This window comes from Caballeronia arationis (genome assembly GCF_001544975.2).
GTDB lineage: Bacteria > Pseudomonadota > Gammaproteobacteria > Burkholderiales > Burkholderiaceae > Caballeronia > Caballeronia arationis.
The window spans coordinates 1-21,948 of record NZ_FCOG02000100.1 but is presented as its reverse complement, the minus strand read 5'-3'; the positions used below and the strand labels follow the sequence as shown (position 1 = coordinate 21,948).

Here is a 21,948-nt window from a genome sequence, read left to right as displayed (position 1 = left end):
AACCTCAGTGACATTCGACTTCTTCAGCATGTTCAACTCCGTTTCCAGACACACTTTTACCCCAAATTCGTGTCCAGCAAAATCGGAGGCGGTTCAGAGCCTCTCCTGCGCTACCTGAACGGCCGCTAACGACGGCATCTGCACACATGCGGACAGCACCACCGTATCGACTCCCTTGACGTTCAGCCGTCTCACGTCTTCAAGCAGCTGGAGCGGATCGCGCTCACCGACTTCCAGGTTGTCCTCAATCGAGAAATTCAGCGCGTCCTGAACCTCGATGTCTTCAGTTTCGATGTAATCGATCACCCGTTTCGTCAACGCATCGGAGTAAGGGGCCATCAATGAGATCTTCTTCGCGCCGAACGCCTTCAACTCCTCGACGAGGGCGCCCGCCGATGTCATCACCTGCGGCGCGAAAGGCGCATCGCCGAGCGCGTCGCGAAGACTCTGGGCCGCACGGCGGTGGTATCCCGGTCCCATGCACATGATTGCGACCAGGCATGCGGTACTCAATACGTCGACGCGCGCATCCGCCAGTTCGACCGCGCAGCGACCCATATCGCGATTCATCCGCTCGAGTTCTTCCGGCACAACGCGATGCATGCGGACGCGGCTCGAATGAAACGTGAACGTGTCGGCGGCGCATGCGTCCATGCGTGCGCGGAACATCGCCGGTATTTCCCTCTCCATCGTTACGTTCGAGCTGGGGACGATCTGCCCAATGCGGTAGTTCATGTCTGTGCTTCCTTCAGTTCGGGTATGTTCCGCGCGTATCGCAACAGGGCTGCGCGAAGCGATGCAGGAATATCGGTGGCGACGCGCGCATCGATGCGCACACAGATCGGCGAAAAGCGTGCATCGAAAACAGATTCGCCAGAGGGCGTTCGCGCGTGACAATGGATGTCATACGAGCGCGTGCGGATCTCGCCGATCCAGCATTCGATATCGATCACATCGCCCGGCCAGAGGGTCTTGATGAAATCGAATGTCATACCGCGGCACGGCGTCCCGACCCCGTGCGTCTGTCCGAGCGACTTGCCATTACGGCCCGCGATGAGATCACTAAAAAGAGCGACAGCAGAAAGCAGATACTCCGGAAACTTCCCTGTGTACACCACGCCGGCGGGATCGCAATCGCTCCATCGGACGGTTCGCCTGATCACGAATGGATCGTCGCTCACCACGTACTCGGTGCTGTGGATCATGGCAGCCGCTCCTCTTCCAGCGCGACGCCCGCTTCCTCCAGTTCACTGAACAATTGCGGATACTGATCGCGCAGGCGTGCTCCGTCCACGCGTCCCGTGCGAGTCATGAAGTGATAGATGAACTCGTGTGGCGAATAGCGGTCCATCCACTCGCGAATTCGCTCATACCATTCGAACGAAGCCCTGGAGGCTTCGATCAACTGGCTCTTGCGCGGGGCGCGCAGATCGACATAAGCGGCCAGCGCCGCCCCGACGTCTTCGGGATGCAGCCCGATCGCATCGGCCAGCGCGATCGCGTCTTCCATCGCGATGCGCGTGCCAGAGCCTATCGAGAAATGCGCGCTCGCAAGCGCATCTCCGATCAGCACGCGATTGCCTGCGTGCCAGTTCGCGTTGCGGATCACCGGAAACTGCCGCCAGTTCGAACTGTTGGAGATGAGCGGATCGCCAGCCAGTTCGGGCGCGAACACCGCTTCGAATAGCCTTTTTCGCTCGTCGTCTGTCATCGCTTCCATGCCGAGATCGATCCACGTTTCGTGATCGCACTCGGCCACGAAGGTGCTCATCGAATCCGAGTACGGGTAATAGTGAGCGACGAAGTAACCGCCTGCGTGCTTGCGGAACACCAGTGCGGGACAATCAAAAGCGCCGCCCACGCCATACCATGCGAAATGATTCGTGAGCGAATAGCGAGAGGTGCCGAAGCTTTCCTCCGCCTCGCTTCGCACGCGCGAATTGACGCCGTCGGCCCCGACGATCAGATCGCCGTCGAGTGAATCGATATCGGCGATCCGCGAGCAGTACTCGATCTCGATTCCGAGCTCGTCCACGTATCGTTGCAATACGGACAGTAACGCGATGCGCGGAATCGCTCCGCCGCCCTGCCCCGGACGCTGCACGGAGATCGCAGTCTCGTTCAAGACGATCGTCTGGCACGCTTTGAACGTCATCGCCGCCACGAGATCGGCGCAGACATCGGGCGCGGCATCGTTGAGTTTGGCAAGGCCCGCATCCGCGAGCACGACACCAAAACCGAACGTCGCATCGCGCGGGTTTTGCTCATAGATGCGCAACTGTGCGTAAGGCACCTTGCGGGCGACGAGAATGGCGAGGAACAGGCCCGCCGGGCCACCGCCTACGATGTCGATCTTCATGCCTGCTCCGTCGGTTCGATGACCAGCATGTCCGCATCGAACCGTTCGATGCGCCCGCGCAGCCCGCCCGTCAGCGCGCCGTACCAGACGGCTGGCTTGAAGCCAAGCTCCTTGCGTGAGAAATGCAGCGAAGGATTGCCATCGATGCGAATGTAGTTTCCTTCGACGACTTCGGTGCGATATCGCGCGTCACGGGTCGCCACGTCCACGAGTGAACGGAACTCCGGCACATCGAGCACGAAGATGGACGCGATGTTGTCGCTGGCGTTCTGCGAATCGAGTCCGTCGCCCTTGCGTTGCCATACCGCATCGATCGACCCGAACCCCTCGCCCCTCACTGCGGCGCGCTCGCGATCGATTGCGGCGTCAATCGTGCGGGTTGCATCACCGGCGTCGGCACGATCGAACGGCCGTGTCTGGTATGTGATTTCGATCGGGTAACCGTTTGGATCGTTGAAATAAATCGACTCGATGACCTCGTGACGCACCTGATATCGCAACGGAATTCCGACCGCTTCGACCCGGTCGCGCCACGCTTTCAATTCCACTTCGTCGCTCACGAGCCATGCGGTGTGAGTCGCGCGGGACTGGTAATGATCGCTCGGTTCGAGGTGCGCGGGCCGCTCGGTGCCGATGTAGTAGAAGAAAGCGATCGTGCTCCCGTTGCCACTATCGAAGAAGAAGTGCAGGAAGTCGGCGTGATCCGCGGGTCCCCAGCCCCGTGCCGAGATGGCATGCAGCAGCGGCAAGCCAAGCAGATCCCGATAGAAATGGACCGTCTCTTCCAGCTTCCACGTAGGACGAGCCGTATGGTGAACACCGCGCAGAACGGGTTTTGCGAGTTGACTAAAGGAAGTTTGCGTCATGACATCATCCGTTGGAAACGTTGCTGGCCGACTTCTCGCCCTGAAGCCGTTCAAGGAGCCCGTTTCTTAGCAGCACCTTGCTGAGCTTTCCGGATGCGGTCACCGGAAATTCGGACACGATCTCGATGCGCTCCGGCCACTTGAACTTCGCGACACCTTCCTGTTCCAGGAACGCCGTGAGCGTCGGCAGTGCGATTGACCCACCGGGCTCTCGCATCACTACGAACGCACAGACGCGCTCGCCATAAACCGGATCGGGCATGCCGACAACGGCGGAGGCCAGGATGTCCGGATGCCGGTTGATGAGGTTTTCGAGTTCTTCGGCATTGATCTTCTCGCCGCCGCGATCGACGACGTCCTTGGTGCGGCCACGGAAGAAGAAGTAGCGTTTGCCGTCGATAAGTTCGGCCTTCATCAGATCGCCCGAGCGATAGAAGCCGTCCGCCGTGAATCGGTGCACGTCCTTCTCTTCTGATTTGTAATAGCCGCGGATCGTGTACGGTCCGCGAAAGAGCGCCTCGCCGACTTCGCCATCGGGCAGTTCTTCTTCGGTGCCCGGCAGGACGACTTTCACTTCGTCCCACTCGCAAACCGGCCGTCCGACCGATTCATCGAGCACGTATTGCGGGTCGCCCTCGCGAGCAAACATGATCACGCCCTCGGTCATGCCGAAGATGTGATAGCAAGGCGAACCCCATACCCTCGTCAATCCCGGCGCGTTCTTCGGCCCGATCAGCCTGCGCTTGCGCTTCACGTCAGGGCTCGCGGCCGCCAGTTCGTCGGCCACGCGCGAATAGATTGGTCCTGCGAGTCCGAACCAGGTCGGCTTATAGTCGCGGATCGCCTGCTGCAAGGTGCTCTCCGCGATGTTCGGACACACGATCACCGCGCCGCCGGCAAGCAACATGGGCCCGAAGAAGCACGCCATGTTCATGTTGTGCATCAGTGGAGTCGGCATGAACAGCACGTCATCCTGGGTGTATCGATTCCACTCGCGAACGAGTTGCATGTTCAGAAGGTATTCGTTCTGAAAACGAGGGATGATCTTCGGTACGCCCGTCGTTCCGCCAGAAAGCTGGAACACCGCCGCTTGATACGGGTCGTGCACGATCTGGCCGAGCGTTTCGCGCGCGTCTTCCCACGACACGCCCTCGATTAGCGAAGCTAGCGTGCGGCCCACGCCCCGTTGTTCGCCGCGCGCCTGCACGACGATCGAAAATGTCGGCACGACCGATTGCATTTCTTCAGCGAAGCTCACGTCGTCGAACCTGGGATCGTCACCCTGCACGATGTGGACGCTTGCCTCGGCAAGGTTGGCGAGATACGAAATCTCATGGCGTCGAAATGCCTGCAACGCGCAAATGGGGATGAGCCCTGCCTTCAGGCAGCCCAAAAATGCGATCATCAGTTCATTGCAGTTGCCGCACTGCATGACCACGCGATCAAGCGGACGCACGCCGAGCTTGAGCAACGCCGCACCGAAGCGATCGGTCAATTCGTCGAGGCGACGATACGTCACGTCGCCTTCGGGGCTCAGCAGCGCCTTGCGCTGCGCGTTGCGTTCGAATGATTCACGCAGCGCGCCTGCCAGCGTGTGTTCGGGCAGCACTCCGCTGGTCACGTATCGTTCAAGCGCGGTGCGGTCTGGATAACGCACCCCTTCCAGCCTCACGCGCGGGCGATAGTCTTGCCGCTCCATGATTGTCTCCATGCTTTCCTCCACGTTTTACGCTGTGTTCTTGGCGGTGGCGAACTGCTTGTGCAGCCAGGCCTTGATGTGTCGCGCGGCGATCTCTCGTCCTGATTCTTCGCCGGGAGCGAGCGTCATGCCGTGATGGTCGCCTTTCACTTGCACGCGGACCTTGTCCTCGCTGCCGAGCGATGCATATATGGCGTCGATGTCCGCGGGAAATGTGCACTGGTCTCCCGTATATTCGATCAGAAGGACGGGAGGATCGATGGAGGGTGCGCATTTCTCGAACGACGCATTGGACGAAATGCCTGACCACGTCGAGAGCCATGATTCCGGCGTGACCGTCCGGCCGAACGCGACGCTGCCCCAGTTCGATGTAAAAGGATCGGTGCCCCAGAGCGAGCCGGTCTTTCGATCGGAAGGATCGATTCTGATGTCCCACGAGCGCAAGTCCGCATCCGTGCGCCACACCTGAAAAATCGGCGCATAAGCAGCGAGTCGGCGGTCTTCCAGCGTCGCGGCGCCATGCCTGATACGCTTGCGCGCTGCCTGCTTACGTTCGATCAACGATCGGGCGAGCCGATCGATACGCTCCACGCGCTGACGCTGCGCCGCGCGATAGCGGGCGACGAACTGTGGCGCATATCGGGCCTGACGCGTCACGGGATCGTATCCATTGAGTTCCGAGAACGGGTCCAGGGACGCATCGACCGACATCGGGTCGCTCTCGTCGATGACGCTTGGATCGATCCCGCTCATCAGCAGCGCGCCTTGACCCGGATGAGGCGAGACGAACACGAATCCGTCCGCACGCGGCATCTCGAGCTCGCCGAGCGCCGTGGATCGGCCACCGGGCGTGTTTGTGATCCGCTGTTCGGGAGGCAGTGTCGCCTGCTGGTGATAAAACGCATATAGCGCGGCACCGCCCGAGTTGCCCAGCATGACGACCGACTCGTAGCCCGCCTGGCGGAGGTGGGACATCCCCGCCGCAACATCGAAGAGCGCGATCTCGTGCTCGAGCCGCAGGTCATTGCCAACCGAGCGGGGCCCTTGTACCCAGCATGCACATCCCGCATCGAGAATCGTCGGCACGAGATAGTGCGTTACCGACATCTCGCGTGGATGCATGATCGACACCACGCACTTTTCCGCACCTGTTGTCGTGAAGAGAAAACCGAGCGTGTTTTGACCGTCGGCGGTCTGAAGCGCATACGGCACTACCTTGTACGGTCGGCGCATCAGCGCCGGGTCCCAGTGGGCACCGCGCAAACCAGCCGTGATCTGAGGCTGCACCTTCTGTTCCACTATCGTCTCCTTTAAATGATACCCCTATCAATTAGATTAGGCGTTATTTGAGATAGTGTCAATTAAATATAACGTGTAAGCTCACGGAACACCGGATCTCGTGGGTAAACCCGCTCTGAACAGTATGGAAAGAAAGACAAAACCTGCCCCGCAACCCGAGCCGGCTCCGCGCCGACGCGGACGGCCGCCTCGAGTCGAATCGCCGATCGGCGCCGAGCCGATGCTCTCGCGCAATGTGCTGATCGACCGTGCTGCGGAGATGGCCAAGCGGATGTCGCTGGACCAGATCTCGATGGTGCAGCTCGCGAAGGAATTCGGCGTTGCGCCGGGCTTGATCCACTACTATCTCGGCAGCCGGGACGACCTCATCTCGGGCGTGCTCAACAAGTACTATCGCGAGCGCGTCGAGAGGCTCGCTCCATTGACGGGGGATTGGCGACACGACGTCGAGGGCATCGCCCGAGTGAGCTTCTCGCTCGCGACGGAGTGGCCGGGGATCAGCCTCTATGTGGCCTCACATAACCGGTTCCGGCTGTTCCAGGAAGTGGCCGCCGGCGAAACCGACTACGGCATGGTGCTCTTCGATCACATGGTCTCGACATTCCTGCAAGGCGGATTTCGCGCGGAGGCCGCAGCGCTTGCCTATCACCTGCTTGCGCAGTTCCTCCTCGCCAACAGCATCGCCGCGGTCGGCCGGCAGGCGCCAGCCGAGCACAAGCGTTTCATTCTCGATAAGTTTGCGAGCGTCTCGCACGATCGATTTCCATCAGCTACCACGGTCGGCCCGGCATTTGCCTCGCTTGACTCCAGCAAGGCATTCAACGAGGGATTGCGGCTGTTGCTGGACGGCTTCGCGCAATGGGCGACGGTGGATGGATCGTTGGCGAAACCCACGCGCCCGAGCAAAAAGCAAGTGAAGTGAGGCGGGGTCGGAGCCTCGGTCGGAAGAAGTCAGAACTTGTGCCGGATTCCGATGCGCGCTCCGACCTGCTTGTCGGTCGCCGACGGGGTAAAGCCGCTGATACTCGCCACCGCGGGCTGGCCAAGCGAATCGACGCCCGATGCGCGTTGCATGACAGTCAGCGCATATAGATCGGTTCTCTTTGATAAGCTGTAGATCGCGCCAAGATCGAGCTGCAGGTATTTCGCACCGCCATCCCCGTTGACCGAGTTGCGCTTTGTATAGTCAAACGCGGCGCCTAGCAGCAAGGCCGGCGTCAGTTGCGATCTGACGCTCACCTCCGCACTCGTAAAGCTTGCGTCGCCCGAATAGCCTCGCGGATTCGGTGCGACTGTCGTACCGAGGTCTTCGAACCGGGTGTTCGTCACGAGCAGGCCGAAGGTCGTGCGCTCCAGCGTGTAATTGATCGCAGCGCCGACGATTTGCGTCGTTTTCGCCGATGCGTACCCGGCGAAAACGGGATTGGATTCCGCAGTCGTCGCTGAGCCGAACGAGCCAAGATTGTTCGCCGTTGCTACGCCCTTATTGGGAGTGTTTCCGTAGAACGACACGTTCGGGTCCCTTGCATTCAGGTAGCCTGCACCGATTGATAGCCCCGCTCCGGAGTAGCCGGCCCCGAGAGACCAGATCTGGTTCTGGGTCGCATTTCCGGCGACACCCCCCAGACTGTAAAGCCCTCCCGCACTGAAGCCACCGTACTTGAGCGTCGTGAACTTGATCGAGTTGTTGATGCGATTGGTATTGGTCAGATTATCGAGATCGTTCGGATGTGAGCCCATGTAACCGGCGAAGGTGCCGGAAGCCGACAACGGCTGGACGAAATCGATGTACGGATCGTACTGGCGCCCGACGGTAACCGTGCCGATGTTGACAGACGAGATCCCGACATAGCTCTGTCGACCGAATTCCGCTCCGCCCTGCGCGAGGGTTCCGGTGTTTGCGTTGAAGCCGTTCTCGAGCACGAAGATGGCCTTCGTGCCTGCGCCGAGATCCTCGTTGCCGCGCAGGCCCCATCGGCTTCCGCTCAAGCCGGTTGCATGCGCGTCCGTCAGGGCGACCTGACTGGCACCGATGGGTTTTGTCCCGGCCTTTCCCGTTTGTGCGCTATTGGTATACGTAAGGCCCAAGTCCACCACCCCGTACAGCGTGACGTTGCTTTGTGCATGCGCGCCAAGGCAAAACATCGCGAACCCCGCAACCAGAAAGCGGCTTTTCATCCAAGTCTCCTTTTTTTTCGTAGCCCTACGTATATGCGAGTATCGAGTTTGCGCGGGCGCGCCGACCGTGGGATCATCTCGCCACCACATTAATTGATATAGAGTCAATTAATGTGCGGAATTTAGCATAATTACTAGGGGTGTCAATATCGACATGGACCGGGGAAACCCGTACATGGAAGTGCGGCGAGGTCCGCACGGCGAATTGATCGATCCGTCGGATTGGAGAGGATGCAGGCTCTCGCATCGGCCAGGAGCGCTGTGCCGAACACTCATTCGTTCATGCCCGAAAGTCCGGACCGCTTTTTCGTGACCTACAAGGCTTTCGTTTAGCGCGTCCTCGAACGCGCGCCTTTACGGATTGCGGAAATGACGGTGTAGCAGGCGGTCGTTTCTGGCGCGGACGTCGCCTGGCAGACTACTGGACCCTCGCATCGCGTGCCCCGCGCTCTCCGTTTGAAGCGCGCGGCGTTACTCAGTCTGTTCGCGGTTACCCGCGAGGTCGTGCACGCGCGACGTCATGGGCACAGGCGCAGTGGCGCGGGCACGCTTGCGCGACGCGCGCACGAGACGGCGTCCTTGCGGACCATAAACGGCATCGGGTTCGGGAAAGAAACACAGCGTCGTCAGATACAGCACACCGCCCACGGCGAACGACACCGGCACACTGAGATCGCAGCGGCCCGATGAACTGTCCTGGCAGATTTACGAACGCGAGGCCGATGAACGCCGTCGGTATCCAGGCGCCCATTGCGCGCCAGTTCCAGCCATGGGTGAACCAGTAACGGCCGCCGCGCTGCACGAAGCCGATTACCATGATCGCCATCCACGGGCAGCTGAAGGTGCAAATGAACGTCGAGAACGTCGCCACCCTTTCCACGAGGTTGAACGCAAGCCTCAGCTCGAAGCCGACGCCAACGCCGACGCCGACGCCGACGCCACGTTCAATTACTACGCGGACCTGTGCGCGGACGTTTCGCTTTTCGCCACCGACACGCTTGCATCGCATCGCCCGACAACACCGTGACGGGCGAGCGCCGTTACGAAGCGGTTGGCGTGGCCGCGCTGATCGTGCCGTGGAATTTCCCGATGGCAACGCAAGCGCATTTGTTTTCGGACCGAAAATAGTCTATATTCGGTCTTGTTCCCTGCAAACGGAGTACGCCCAATGCATATCGCTGACCGTGTGAAGCCAATCAGCTATCTCAAGAGCGAAGCGGCACAAATCGTTAAAGACCTGACCGACTCCGGCGAACCGCTCATCATCACGCAAAACGGCGAGGCGAAACTTGTCGTTCAGGACGTGCGAACCTACGAAGCGGCGCAACAGACGATCGCTCTTCTGAAAATCCTGGCCATCGGTCAAAAGCAGATTGAACGAGAAGACCACGTCGACGGCGACGAATTTTTTGCGGAACTCGACGAACTCGACCGTCAAGAAAAACTCCGCTAATGCAGGCGTCGCTTTTGAAGTACCGCATCTTGCCGACCGCCCGAATCGGTATCGATGAAGTGAGAAGCTATATCGTCCGCACGTTTGGGTGGGACACATGGCGTCAGACGTCGGCGCACCTGCAAGAGACCATCACGCACGTTCGCCAGTTTCCCGAGAGCGGCCATGTGCCCGCCGAACTCGAGGGCTTCGGTGACGACAATTTTCGGCAGGTCTTATCCGGCAAGAACCGGATTATCTATCAGGTGCGCGACGACACCCTGTACATTCACCTCGTCGTCGATACGCGACGCGATCTGCAGGGCCTTCTTCAGAGAATCGTGCTCCGGCTGATGTGAGTCCCGCAGGGTGACTGGTGGTCGGGCGAGGGTAAAGAGCCGGACTGCATGTCAATAAAAAGCTGCTCTTGATGAAATCAGCAATGGCTAAGCCGCAACTAAGATAGCAAAGCAACTCGGTACGCGCGTCGTTTTGCGACGCGCCGCCCTTAGCTCCTGCCCGGCTACTCCAAGGCGCCCAGTTCTCGGGCATCTTGTGTGACGTGCGCGACCTCGACCTGCCACTTCCTTCGGCCGACACGGTGACGAGCCGATATGTGCGGTAATACGTTGGCAGCGTCGAAACCGCAGCCGATGTCCCTCTGGTGGACAAAGGGCGCAAGCTGGTGTTGCTTATACTGCCGTCCGGGCGCAGTTCGAACGACACCGTCTCGCGCCAGCTCGGCATGACCCGGCGAACCATGCACCGGCACCTTGGCCTACATGCCGACGCTCGAACCGCCGCTCGAGCTTGTGCCGGTACCCGATCCGCTACTCGAGTTCGACGTCGTATTCAGATCGATTCTTCCATAGACTCCGTCTGCTTCGTCGTTGGGACCCGCGGCGAAGAAGAGCGTATTGGAGGGCTGGTTGTTGAGATCGTTGCCGAATGCGATGCCCCACAAGCCGTGCTCGATGATCGCGCTGCCGTTCGGCGAATTGAGCGTGCCCATCGACCGGCCACTCGATGCATCGAATGCGTTGATCGTCCCGTCGCCGAAATTGCCGATCAGAATCGCCCCACTGAACGCGCCGAAATTGCTCGGCGCCTGCGCAATACCCCACGGCGCGTTCAACGGCGCGCCCGTCGCGAAGTGCTGCTTGAGATTACCCGCCGTATCGAACACGTCGACCATGCCTAGCCCCGTGCCCGCGACATCGTCATGCTTCGCCGCATCCTGCTGTGCGTAGGTGACGAAAAGGTTCGTGCCGACCTGCTGGATGCCGAAGGGCGCGAATCCGGCGGGAATGGCCGGGTCCTTGAAGCCGCCTGGCATCGTGACCTTGGTGAAGTTGGTATCGAAGACGTCGATCTTGTTGTTATGGAAGTCGGTGGCATAGAGAAAATTGTTGCCGTTGCTGGCCGCAAGCGCGAGCCCTTTGTAGACGGCGCCGCCCGTGCGGTCGTCGTACATCGTGAATGCATTGGTTGGCCCGACAGCGGGCGCCCATGCGGTGATGGTGCCGCCTTCGCCCGCGAAGATGAACGCGGCGACGCCGGATTTTCCGTTTTGCGTCACGGTGAAGCTTTGCGTGCCGTTGAACACGATGCCCGTTGGCGCCGCCTCGCCGTTCGTGCCGTCGGGGATCGTGACTACCAGCGATTGCGGAGTGCCGTTGCCGTCATAGAGCGTGGCGACATTGGTGCCGTTGTCCGCGACCCAGACGAATCCTTTCGGATTGAAGGCGACGCCCCATCCGTTCTTCAGATTCGGGTCGGCGTGTGGCGCGGAGACCGCACCATCAGAGACAAGCGCCGTCGCCGTGAACGACGACGGCGAAGACGTACCTGAACTGTTCGAACTGGAACCACCACCTCCGCCGCAAGACACGAGCGTCGCGAGAGCCGCGCCGCACGCTACGAAGCCGAGCACCTCGAGTAGCGACTTCATGACCGCACTCCTTGTTCTAAAAGGCATAACAAGAGAACGAAAAGGCGGCGGGGTTTATTCCTGCGGCGAGGGCTATCTCGCTCGTCGATGTTCATCCGTTTCCTGCGAAAACAGTGCGCAGGCAACGTCCGAGACGACGGAATATTCCATTGTGGTTATAGAAGGCGGCGACGCTTACTCGAAGACGTCCACCCGGGCTATCGACGCGAAATTTCGAGCACGGTTACCGGCCTGCACTCAGTTCCTGCTGTCGCCGCACTCGCGCGTCTTCCTCAAAACGTGTCTCTTCGAGTTCCTGCAACACGCCATCGAGATCTACAGGTCGCGTCTCGACTTCGATGCGGCCGGTCAATTCGGCATCGACATGCAGCCGTCCTGCTTCGAAGAGCGTCCAGATCTCCGCGCCATAACTTGCGGTGAGTATTTGCGGTGCGAACCGTCCGAAGTACGCGGCCAGGTTGTCGACGTCACGCTTGAGCATCGCGGCGGCTTCGTTGTTGCCGGCTGCGTCGACGGCCTGTGGCAGATCAATGATCACCGGCCCATCCGCTGCCAGCAGGATGTTGTATTCCGACAGGTCGCCGTGAATCACCCCTGCGCAGAGCATGCGGACAACCTGGTTCAGCAGCAGCGCGTGCAGTTCGAGTGCGCGGGCTTCGCTAAGATCGACGTCGTTGAGCCGTGGCGCGACGTCACCCGCCTCGTCGATCACCAACTCCATCAGCAACACGCCATCGGTACAGATATAGGGCTGCGGCACGCGCACACCTGCGCCGGCGAGCCGGAACAGCGCGTCGACTTCGGCGTTCTGCCATGACGCTTCCTGCATCTGACGGCCGTAGCGCGTACCTTTTTCCATTGCACGCGCCTGCCGGCTGTTCTTGACCTTGCGGCCGTCCCGATACGACGCGGCTTGCCGAAAACTGCGCTGCTTCGCGTCCTTGTAGACCTTTGCGCAACGCATCGATTCACCGCTGCGCACGACGTAGACTGTCGCCTCCTTGCCGCTCATCAACTGGCCGATAACTTCGTCGATGAGTCCTTCTTCGATAAGCGGTGCAAGCCGTTTGGGGATTTTCATACGACCGCCAGTTGCAGCTCGTGAGAGTTGGATTCCACATGCGTGGGTGGTGAATGGCCCGCTGGGGCGTGCGCGATCAACAAACCGATGAATCGAGCGGCCGGTGCTGCCGATCGTAGGCTTTTTGCGTGGGAGACGGATGGAGTCATGGCGGATTATAAGGGAGGGCGAGGACGAGGCGACGCAAAGGATCGCTACTGGCGGCGTAGGGGCATTACTCGAGGGGCACCGACAGGCGGCTCGCGCGCACGCCGGTTGCGTCCTTGATGGCCATTCCCGGCGCGGCGTCACGCCTGTGCGACCGCCAATGGGCCAACGAATCGCCGTGACGGCACACCCAAATACCCGCGAGGATAGGCCTAACCACGAAAAGTATTTTGCTGCCCGGACCCACATCTACACGCATACCGGCACTCGCGGTGCGCAGCCACACCCTGAAGGCTCGCCATCATTGCGTTGACGGACCTCGTGCCGTTCCTCATCCTCGATATGCCCCCTATCGACCACCTTTTTGCGGCTCAATTCCTTTTGTTTGCAGACGCGTTCAGTGCTTAATGATCTTGCTGAGAAAATCCTTTGTTCGCGCCTGCCGCGCCGTCGGATTACCAAAGAATTCATCCCGCGTGCAATCCTCGAGAATGCGCCCGCCGACATCCATGAAAACGATGCGGCTTCCCACGCGCGACGCAAATCCCATCTCATGCGTCACGCATATCATCGTCATGCCGTCCTTCGCGAGCGTGGTCATTACGTCGAGCACTTCGCCGACCATTTCCGGATCGAGCGCGGAGGTCGGTTCATCGAACAACATGACGATTGGATCCATCGACAGTGCACGTGCGATTGCGACACGCTGCTGCTGACCGCCCGACAATGTGCCCGGATACTTGTCCTTGTGCGGCATCAACCCGACTCGATCGAGCATCTTCAGGCCGCGCGCACTGGCTTCGTCGCGGCTGCGTCCAAGCACCTTCATTTGCGCGAGCGTGAGGTTGTCGGTGACGCTCAGGTGCGGGAACAACTCGAAGTGCTGAAACACCATTCCGACGCGGCTGCGCAGCCTCGGCAAGTCCGTGCCCGATGCATTGACGTGCACGCCGTCGATAGAAATATCGCCCTTCTGAATGGGTTCGAGTGCGTTGATCGCTTTGATCAGCGTCGATTTCCCCGACCCTGACGGCCCGCATACAACAACGACGTCGCCCTTTGCAATCGACAAAGAGCAGCCGTCGAGCACTTGAATGGCGCCAAACCACTTCGAAACATCGCGCATTTCGATCATGGGCTTCATGTGGCTCATGGAACTCCTTCAACGAATGATCTGGACTCGCATCTGCACGCGCCGCACGGTTGCGGACAACGTCATGCAGACGAGAAAGTAGACGACGGCGGCAAGCAAGTACGCTTCGACCGGCCGGCCGGCGTTTTTTCCGGCGGTTTCGAATCCCTTCAGCAGGTCATACGCACCGATCGCATAAACCAGCGACGTGTCCTGAAACAGAATGACCACTTGTGTCAGAAATACTGGCAGCATGTTGCGAAACGCCTGCGGCAGCACGACAAATCGCATGTTCTGCCCGTATGTCATGCCGAGCGCAAAGCCTGCATTAAACTGTCCCCGCGATATCGCCTGAATGCCCGCGCGGACGATCTCGGAAAAGTATGCCGCCTCAAACGCGACGAACGTCACTATCGCGGACATCTCTGCGCCCACAGGGCTGCCCGTCACAAAAGGGATGATGAGGAAGAACCACAGCAGCACCATGACCAGCGGCACGGAGCGCATGATGTTCACGTAGATGGCGACAAGCCTTTCGAGTGTCGGCTTGCCGAGCATCCGCACGAGGGCCAGTGCCGTGCCGAAGCCGATGCCGCCGAGCGTCGCGACGATAGTCAACCAAACGCTGTAGCCCAGCCCTTTCACGACGAAGGGCGCGATGACGTCCCAGTGGAAAAATTCGAGGTCGAGCGTGCCGAACATGGATTCGACTCCTTTCTCAATGCGTCGCAGACATGCCCGCCGATGCGAAGCCGGGAATACGCGCCCTGCGCTCGATGACATGCATCAGGCGGTTCACACCGAACGCCGTCAATCCATACAACACGGTGGCCGCGAGATACATCTGAATGGGCGCGGCGGTTTCCTCTCCTGCCTGTCGCGCGAAGAAGGTCAACTCAGTGATGGAAACGGCAAACGCGGCAGACGAGTTCTTCACGACATTCATCGCCTCCGATGTGAGCGGCGGAATGATGATGCGCAAGGCCATGGGCAGCAGCACATGCCGATACGTTTGCGACGTCGTCAGGCCGAGTGCGAGTGCCGCATTCCGCTGTCCCAGCGATAACGATCGAATGCCGGCGCGCACCTGCTCCCCGATCCGCGCCGAGGTGAACAACCCGATCGCGACAATGACGAGCAGCGCGGGCGAGCACTTCTTCAAAACCGGGAAGACATCGGGAATGACGAAGTACCAAAGAAAGATCTGAACCAGCAACGGAATATCGCGAAACAACTCGACCCACGCCGCACCGAGCGATGCTAGCCACGGTCTGTCCGGCAAGGTTCGCATCGTTCCCACCGCGATACCAACGATCAACGCGACCACTAACGCGCCGGCCGACACCGTCAACGTCCAGCTCCACGCGGACAGAATCCAGTTCAGGTAAGTCTGATCGCCCCGGCTGCCGGAGCAGCTTGCGATCAAATCGCCTGTTGTCGTTTCCTTGCAGAACACGCTCCAGTCCAGTGCCATGTCCGATCTCCCGCCTGTCGAAGGTGGTTTGTTACCGCGCCGCGTAGCTTTCCATCGGCAGGTCGTTCGGCTGCGCCCATAGCTTCATCAGAGCTTCGGGCGGTTCCATGCCCATGCGGATACCGCGTGGGGGTATTGGTTGCAGGAACCATTTGCTCCACAAGGTCTTCATATCACCGCTCGCATCCATCTTTCGGATCGTGCCGTCGACGACTTTCTTGAGGTCGGCGTCATCCTTGCGAAACATGATGGCGATCGGTTCCGTGTTGAACGGCTCGCCAGTGACCGTGTAGGCGCCGGGGTTGCGCGAACTCGCGATGGTCGCGCGCAGCACGCCCTGATCGAGAACCCAGGCATCGGCGCGCCCCGATTCGAGCATCAGGAAGCTGTCGGCGTGATCCTTGCCATAAAGGTCGGTCCAGTTGAGACCCGCGGCCCGTTCATGCCGACGCAAGTGTTGAATCGCCGTCGTTCCCGTCGTGGCCACTACCGTTTTGCCGGAGAGGTCGCGTAGATTGCGAATGCCGGAATTCGCCCGCACGGCCATACGATCTTCCTCCATATACGTCGTGACGGAGAACGCGACATCGCGGGCACGCGCCTGGTTGTTCGTCGTCGAACCGCATTCGAGATCGACCGTCCCGTTCTGCACGAGCACCACACGATTCTGCGAATTGACGGTCTGATACTTAACATCGAGCGTCGGCAGGCCGAGTTGCGTTTGAATGGCGGAAACGATCAGCTTGCAAATGTCTATCTGAAATCCGATCGGCTGACCGTCGCCCCCCGTGTATGGCAGCGGAATCGAACTGTCACGCACGCCGAGGGTGATCGACTGGGACGCCTTGATCTTCGCAAGCGTCGATTCCTCCGCCGCGGCGATCTGGCTTTCAACGCAGCCTAGAGCCATTGCGGCTGCTGCCGTCCATATTCTCATCGTCTTCTTCCGATTCTTTCGAGTCCACGCAATGCGCGTCGTGGACCCATGCTCGGATGCGCAAAAAGCCACGTCTATTCCGATTTCAGGAAGGGTTCAATATGCCGAGGCTATCGAATAGCGCATGAAAAAACGGCGATGCCAATCGACATCGCCGCTCTCCTTCACATTGGATACTGGACTGCTATTCGTTCAATCCGTGCGCGACAAGCACCTGGTGAAGCCAATTCTGCTCGCGTGTGCCTGTGCCGATTTCTTCCTTGGATGCGCGCCTCGTTTGCGGCGATCTTCGAGGCTGCATCGAGAATCCTTCTGGCCTCGGTCGCGGGAAACGAAACGACGCCATCTTCATCTCCGACGACCAAATCGCCCGGTGAAATGACTTGTCCGCCAACCGATACTGGCACGTTGATCGCACCCGGCCCGACCTTGTACGGGCCACGATGACTCGATCCTCGTGCGTAGCATGGGAAATCGGCTTCGAAAAAGGCAGCGCTGTCCCGGATGGCGGCGTCGAGCACGAAGCCTGCGCAACCGCGCTTTCGCGCGTAAAGCATGATGAGTTCGCCGACTAAAGCATTCGTCGTGTCGGCGCCGCCATCGACAACCAAAACGTGACCGGGCAACATATCCGTCAACGCCTTGTAGATCAGAAGATTGTCGCCGGGGCGGGTCTTTACCGTGAACGCGGTGCCGACCAGTTTCCGGCTGCGGTGATATCGCCTTAAACCGACAACGCCCGACACTCGCTGAAGGCTGTCGCTGATATGGGGCGTGACGGCCCCCTGAAGCGCTTCGATGATTTCTGAAGTCGCCAGCGCGGGCGGCGGATGAATGACAAACTCGGAACTCGACACAGTTACGCTCCTCTTCAGTGACGGACGAGCTTCCCGCGACCGCGCGGGAGAGCGCAGTCAATATCGATCATATTGTTTGTTCCGTAAATTCCGGATACCGGAAGGAATCGTTCCGCCGGGCGTATCGAAAGTTTCCGGCCTTACGCCTGAGCGGATTTCCCTTTGCGCGCGGCTAATGGCTTGGTCGGCCGAATGATTCTGCTCCTCGATAACGCTTCCACAGCCGAATCGACGATCGGATTGGCGCGTTCGGTAGACCACGCCACCGCTGTGGTGACGACCGTGACTGACTCCTTCAGGGGACGAAACACGACGTTCCCGGCCGCCATCTTTTTCAGCGAATCGGGCACGAGCGCGATGCCTTGTCCACATCCGACAAAAGCAATCTGCGACGAGACCGAGCGCACTTCGTGCAACACGCGTGGCGAAAAGCCCGCGCCTCGGCACGTTGCGATGATGCTGTCGTAGTAGTTCGGACTGAAATGCCGCGAGAACATGACGAACGCCTCGTCGGTAAGCGATGCAAGGCGCACGCGCGGCATTTCCGCAAAGCGATGTGTTTTCGGCAACGCCACCGCAAGACGATCCTGCTTGAGCGCCAGCGATTGAATCGACGGCCCCAGTTCGCCTTCCAGACGCGCAAAGGCAAGATCGATGTCGCCTCGTTCGAGCGCCGGCACCGCCTCCACGCTGTCGATCTCCTTGACCGACACGGTCAATTGAGGAAACTGCGTTTTCAGATGCTCGATGAAAGGCGGAAGCGTGTCGATCATCGCCGACGCGATAGCGCCGATCGTCAATACGCCGCTATTTCCCTGCGTCGCTTCCTGCACCGCGAACTCCAGGCGCTGGAGTTGCTCGGCGAATTTCCGGACGGCAGGCAAGATCGCCGCGCCGACCTGCGTCAGCTTGGCGCCGTGCCGTCCGCGCTCGAACAGCTTGACCTTCAGCGCCTGTTCGAGCACCTGAATCTGTTCGGTCAGCGGAGGCTGAGACATGCCAAGCCGCTGCGCGGCGCGACCGAAATGTTCCTCTTCAGCGACGGCGAGAAACAACCACAAATGGCGGACAAGTCGAAAGTTGATCATGGCTTTGATAGCTTCGGCGTATGAATGGGTTCCGTCCTTCGGAATTTACATATGCGACTCTAACGCCGAGACTGCAAGCTCCGCAACGGTTCCTGTCCCGACCAATGACGAATTCCCTGCTTGACCGGCTCGCTTCGCTGGACTCCAACACGGTCTCCGATGCGCTCGATTTCCTCGGCCTCTCCGGCGCCACGTTCGGCATCCGTCCGCTCTGGGATTGCCCGCGCATCGTTGGGCGCGCGAGCACGATTCAACTCGGGCCGAAGACCGACGCGACGCCAACGGTTCATCTGATCACGCCCGTGATCGACGAAATTCGCACGCACGATCGCGTGCTCGTGATTGCGGGCGGGCTCGAAGGTATTTCGTGCTGGGGCGACATTATCGCCAACGCGGCGACCGCGAAAAAGATTCGGGGGTCTGTGATCGACGGATGCAGCCGCGATATCGAAGGCAGCGAGTCGATCGGCTATCCGGTGTTCGGGCGCGGCATCACGATGATCAGCGCTCGCAACCGCGTCGCCCAGATCAGCTCCGGCAAGCCTGTGACGTTCGCGGGCGTGGTCGTGAATGAAGACGACTGCGTCATTGCGGATCGCTGCGGCACGGTGTTTGTGCCTGCGGCACTCATCGAAGAAGTCGTCGAACTCGGCGAGCGCATCGCAAAGCGTCAGAACGGCATGGTGAACGCCGTTCGCGCGGGCCGCTCCGTCGCCGAAGTCATGCACGACAAGGAATTCGAAGCCATCTATGTCAAGGAAGTCAAATGAGCGCTGAAGACAAGGAACTCGCCGCCCTTTTTGAAGGACTGGATACGCCAGGCGTCTCCGATGCGATGGACAAGCTCGGTTTGACCGGTCAGTGTCTCGGCATCGCCGCGCTGGACGGTTATCGGAAGACCGTCGTCGGTCCGGCCTTCACCGTCAGATACGTGAGCGCGAGCACGCCGCCCGGTAGCGTCGGAGATTTCATCGATGACGTCGCTCAAGGCGACGTGATCGTCATCGACAACGATGGCCGGACGGATTGCACCGTATGGGGCGACATCATGACCCAGTATGCAGGCGCGCGGAAAATTGCGGCGACGGTGATCGACGGCGTTTGCCGCGACGTGGCCAAGGCGTTGGACGACAATTATCCGATCTTCAGCCGTGGGCGCTTCATGCGTACGGGCAAAGATCGCGTGCAAGTGGAATCGGTCAATGCGCCGGTTTCGATCGGGACCGCGCGCGTGACTGCACGCGATATCGTCGTCGCGGATGCGAATGGCGTTGTCATCGTGCCACGCGATCGCGCCCGCGAGGTCGCCGCGTTCGCACGCAAGATCGAAGAAACCGAATCACAGATTCGCACGCACATCGCGGATGGCATGACGCTCGGCGATGCGCGCGCTGCCCTCGGCTACCACACGTTGCAGAGGAAGTCGTGATGGATACATCGGCTCATCGGCTCAATGCGAATCTCGCGCGTGCGCAGCCATCGGCGACGTATCGAATGATGGATCGCGTCGCGGCCCGGCGCTCAAGCGGCGCAAGCGTCTTCTCGTTGAGTGCGGGCGAACCCGACTTCGATACGCCGGAGCACATTCGAGAAGCCGCAATCGAAGCGATTCGCGCAGGCCACACGCGCTACACGCAAGTCGCCGGCATGCGAAGCCTGCGTGAAGCTGTCGCCGAGAAATTTCAGCGCGAGAACGGACTGGACGTCGGCTGGCAGGACACCATCGTGTGCAGCGGCGGCAAGCAGGTCATTTACAACGCGCTCGCCGCGACGCTCGACGAAGGCGACGAAGTCATCGTTCCCGCGCCGTACTGGGTGAGTTATCCGGAAATGGTCGCGCTTTGCGGCGCGCGAGCGGTCGTCGTGCCGTGCGGCATCGAGGGCCGATTCAAACTGACGCCGCAGGCGCTGTGTAAAGCGATCGGCCCGCGCACGCGATGGCTCATCCTCAATTCGCCCTCGAATCCGTCCGGCGCTGTTTATACGCGCGACGAACTTGCCGCATTGGCCGATGTGTTACTAGCGCATCCGCATGTTCTCGTGCTGTCGGACGATATCTACGAGCATCTGATCTTCGATGGCGCGGCGTTCTTCACGATCGCTCAGGTCGAGCCTCGGCTCGCTTGCCGCACGCTGACGATGAACGGCGTCTCGAAGGCTTACGCGATGACCGGCTGGCGCATCGGCTACGGAACCGGTCCGCGCTGGCTGCTCGATGCGATGGAGAAGCTGCAGGGACAGCAAACATCCGGGGCTAGCTCCATCTCTCAACACGCGGCGCTGGCCGCGCTGAGCGGGCCGCAGGATTTCATTGGCAAGACGCGCGAAGTCTTCGAACACCGGAGAAGTCTCGTGGTAGACGCACTCAACGCTGCGCCCGGATTGCAATGCGAGATTCCGGGCGGTGCCTTCTACGCCTTCGCATCGTGCATGGGGCTCATCGGAAAGATCACCGCCGCCGGTACAGTGCTGAAGACCGACGAAGACGTGGCTCGCGCATTGCTCGATGAAGCCAGCGTCGCGGTCGTTCAAGGCAGCGCATTCGGGCTTGCGCCGTATATTCGCATAGCCTACGCGCTCGACGACGACACGCTCGTTGAAGCCTGTCACGCGATTCAGGGATTTTGCCGCTCACTCTCGGACCCGAACAATGTCGATGCATGAACCGCTGAAAAAGGAATCGGTTGCACTGAATGTCGAAGGCGTCGTGCTGGATGTCGCCACAATGCATCGTCGCGGCGAAGGCCCGCCGATCGTCTTTCTGCACGGGTTCGGATCGACCAAGGAAGACTACGCGGACATCGCACATTACCCGGCGTTGGGCGGGCGTCCGGTGATTGCGTACGACGCGCCCGGTTGCGGTGACACGTGCTGCGCCAATCTGTCGAAAGTTTCGATCCCTTTCCTCGTCGCCACGGCGAAGGCTGTGCTCGCCCATTTCGGTGTCGATCGGTTTCACCTCGTCGGACATTCGATGGGCGGCCTCACCGCTTTGATGCTCGCGCATGAATCGCCGCAGCGCATCGCGAGTTTCATTGACATCGAAGGTAACGTCGCGCCTGAAGACTGCTTCCTGAGCCGTCAAGCGGGCGACTATCCGTCAGCCGACACACAGTCTTTCTTCGATGACTTCATCGAGCGGAACTGGCATTCGCCTTACTACTCCGCCGCGCTGTATGCGTCGAATCTGCGGCACAACGTGCGCGCCGATGCCGTGCGCGGCATCTTCACGTCGATGGTTGAACTGTCCGACCACGGCGACCTGATGGCGAAGTTTTTGTCGTTGCCCTTTCCGCGGATGTTCATGTACGGAGAGCAGAACGCATCGCTTTCCTACTTGGTCGGACCTGCAAAATTGGGTTTTGTTCGTGGACGCCTCGGGGCGTTCATCAGGTGGCCTTGTACTTTTCGAACTCAGGCAGTTGTAGGAGGTGCGAGCAAGGTTCCT

The 21,948-nt window shown here is 60.1% G+C and carries 20 protein-coding genes and 3 pseudogenes; 7 read left to right on the top strand and 16 right to left on the bottom strand.

Annotation, left to right across the window (positions count from 1 at the left end; translation table 11 throughout):
* Window positions 1–96: 96 nt before the first annotated feature.
* From AWB81_RS32155 to AWB81_RS32130, 6 genes and pseudogenes are all read right to left on the bottom strand, one after another.
* Window positions 97–735 (bottom strand): annotated as a pseudogene (locus AWB81_RS32155) (maleate cis-trans isomerase family protein); the annotation flags it as partial.
* A complete protein-coding gene (locus AWB81_RS32150; protein ID WP_062641178.1) occupies window positions 732–1,205 on the bottom strand; it encodes an acyl-CoA thioesterase in 474 nt (157 codons plus the stop codon). The pseudogene AWB81_RS32155 and the gene AWB81_RS32150, both read right to left, overlap by 4 nt.
* Window positions 1,202–2,359, bottom strand: a complete 1,158-nt coding sequence (locus AWB81_RS32145) for an FAD-dependent monooxygenase (RefSeq protein WP_062641176.1) — start codon at window positions 2,357–2,359, stop codon at window positions 1,202–1,204. The genes AWB81_RS32150 and AWB81_RS32145 overlap by 4 nt, the downstream gene beginning before the upstream one ends.
* Window positions 2,356–3,225 (bottom strand): VOC family protein, encoded by an 870-nt coding sequence (locus AWB81_RS32140; RefSeq protein WP_062641175.1) that lies wholly within the window; start codon window positions 3,223–3,225, stop codon window positions 2,356–2,358. Before AWB81_RS32140 ends, AWB81_RS32145 begins: the two co-directional genes overlap by 4 nt.
* Before the next feature lie 4 nt (window positions 3,226–3,229).
* Window positions 3,230–4,936 carry an AMP-binding protein gene (locus tag AWB81_RS32135; protein ID WP_235026010.1) on the bottom strand — a complete coding sequence of 569 codons (1,707 nt, stop codon included), beginning with the start codon at window positions 4,934–4,936 and terminating at the stop codon, window positions 3,230–3,232.
* A gap of 15 nt (window positions 4,937–4,951) precedes the next feature.
* Complete coding sequence (locus tag AWB81_RS32130; RefSeq protein WP_062641184.1) at window positions 4,952–6,157, bottom strand: hypothetical protein; 1,206 nt, start codon at window positions 6,155–6,157, stop codon at window positions 4,952–4,954.
* Window positions 6,158–6,443: 286 nt separating this feature from the next.
* On the opposite strand from AWB81_RS32130, the gene AWB81_RS32125 reads away from it, so the two are divergent.
* Entirely contained in the window at window positions 6,444–7,145 is a 702-nt protein-coding gene (locus AWB81_RS32125) for a TetR/AcrR family transcriptional regulator (protein WP_087135331.1), read from the top strand.
* A 29-nt stretch (window positions 7,146–7,174) separates the two neighbouring features.
* On the opposite strand, the gene AWB81_RS32120 is transcribed toward AWB81_RS32125, so the two are convergent.
* Both AWB81_RS32120 and AWB81_RS32115 read right to left on the bottom strand, forming a co-directional pair.
* Window positions 7,175–8,401, bottom strand: coding sequence for a porin (locus AWB81_RS32120; protein ID WP_062641173.1), 1,227 nt, complete (start codon window positions 8,399–8,401; stop codon window positions 7,175–7,177).
* A 471-nt stretch (window positions 8,402–8,872) separates the two neighbouring features.
* Window positions 8,873–9,326 (bottom strand): annotated as a pseudogene (locus AWB81_RS32115) (cytosine permease); the annotation flags it as partial.
* A 243-nt stretch (window positions 9,327–9,569) separates the two neighbouring features.
* On the opposite strand from AWB81_RS32115, the gene AWB81_RS32105 reads away from it, so the two are divergent.
* A complete protein-coding gene (locus tag AWB81_RS32105) occupies window positions 9,570–9,854 on the top strand; it encodes a type II toxin-antitoxin system Phd/YefM family antitoxin (RefSeq protein WP_062641169.1) in 285 nt (94 codons plus the stop codon).
* A 14-nt stretch (window positions 9,855–9,868) separates the two neighbouring features.
* Window positions 9,869–10,192, top strand: coding sequence for a type II toxin-antitoxin system RelE/ParE family toxin (locus AWB81_RS32100; RefSeq protein WP_235026009.1), 324 nt, complete (start codon window positions 9,869–9,871; stop codon window positions 10,190–10,192).
* A gap of 419 nt (window positions 10,193–10,611) precedes the next feature.
* On the opposite strand, the gene AWB81_RS32095 is transcribed toward AWB81_RS32100, so the two are convergent.
* The 8 genes and pseudogenes from AWB81_RS32095 to AWB81_RS32060 form a co-directional block, all read right to left on the bottom strand.
* Window positions 10,612–11,784, bottom strand: a complete 1,173-nt coding sequence (locus tag AWB81_RS32095) for a TIGR03118 family protein (RefSeq protein ID WP_062641167.1) — start codon at window positions 11,782–11,784, stop codon at window positions 10,612–10,614.
* A 223-nt stretch (window positions 11,785–12,007) separates the two neighbouring features.
* Window positions 12,008–12,865: a PA4780 family RIO1-like protein kinase gene (locus tag AWB81_RS32090; RefSeq protein ID WP_062641165.1), complete on the bottom strand. Its 858-nt coding sequence runs from the start codon at window positions 12,863–12,865 to the stop codon at window positions 12,008–12,010.
* Window positions 12,866–13,409: 544 nt separating this feature from the next.
* Complete coding sequence (locus AWB81_RS32085; protein ID WP_062641180.1) at window positions 13,410–14,147, bottom strand: amino acid ABC transporter ATP-binding protein; 738 nt, start codon at window positions 14,145–14,147, stop codon at window positions 13,410–13,412.
* Window positions 14,148–14,174: 27 nt separating this feature from the next.
* The gene (locus tag AWB81_RS32080; RefSeq protein ID WP_062641163.1) at window positions 14,175–14,846 is read right to left on the bottom strand and encodes an amino acid ABC transporter permease; all 672 of its coding nucleotides are present in this window, start codon (window positions 14,844–14,846) and stop codon (window positions 14,175–14,177) included.
* Between the two features lie 16 nt (window positions 14,847–14,862).
* On the bottom strand, window positions 14,863–15,618 hold the full coding sequence (locus tag AWB81_RS32075) for an amino acid ABC transporter permease (RefSeq protein WP_062641161.1): 756 nt from the start codon (window positions 15,616–15,618) through the stop codon (window positions 14,863–14,865).
* Between the two features lie 31 nt (window positions 15,619–15,649).
* Entirely contained in the window at window positions 15,650–16,528 is an 879-nt protein-coding gene (locus AWB81_RS32070) for an amino acid ABC transporter substrate-binding protein (protein WP_235026008.1), read from the bottom strand.
* A 211-nt stretch (window positions 16,529–16,739) separates the two neighbouring features.
* Window positions 16,740–17,412: pseudogene (locus tag AWB81_RS32065) on the bottom strand (RraA family protein).
* Window positions 17,413–17,552: 140 nt separating this feature from the next.
* On the bottom strand, window positions 17,553–18,500 hold the full coding sequence (locus AWB81_RS32060; protein WP_062641157.1) for a LysR substrate-binding domain-containing protein: 948 nt from the start codon (window positions 18,498–18,500) through the stop codon (window positions 17,553–17,555).
* Window positions 18,501–18,604: 104 nt separating this feature from the next.
* Here AWB81_RS32060 and AWB81_RS32055 point away from each other — a divergent pair, with 104 nt between their 5' ends.
* The 4 genes from AWB81_RS32055 to AWB81_RS32040 all read left to right on the top strand — a co-directional run.
* The gene (locus tag AWB81_RS32055) at window positions 18,605–19,270 is read left to right on the top strand and encodes an RraA family protein (RefSeq protein ID WP_062641155.1); all 666 of its coding nucleotides are present in this window, start codon (window positions 18,605–18,607) and stop codon (window positions 19,268–19,270) included.
* Window positions 19,267–19,929 (top strand): RraA family protein, encoded by a 663-nt coding sequence (locus AWB81_RS32050; RefSeq protein ID WP_062641153.1) that lies wholly within the window; start codon window positions 19,267–19,269, stop codon window positions 19,927–19,929. Before AWB81_RS32055 ends, AWB81_RS32050 begins: the two co-directional genes overlap by 4 nt.
* Window positions 19,929–21,164: a pyridoxal phosphate-dependent aminotransferase gene (locus tag AWB81_RS32045; protein ID WP_062641151.1), complete on the top strand. Its 1,236-nt coding sequence runs from the start codon at window positions 19,929–19,931 to the stop codon at window positions 21,162–21,164. The genes AWB81_RS32050 and AWB81_RS32045 overlap by 1 nt, the downstream gene beginning before the upstream one ends.
* A partial coding sequence (locus AWB81_RS32040; RefSeq protein ID WP_144444227.1) for an alpha/beta fold hydrolase occupies window positions 21,157–21,948 on the top strand: 792 nt, incomplete at its 3' end. The genes AWB81_RS32045 and AWB81_RS32040, both read left to right, overlap by 8 nt.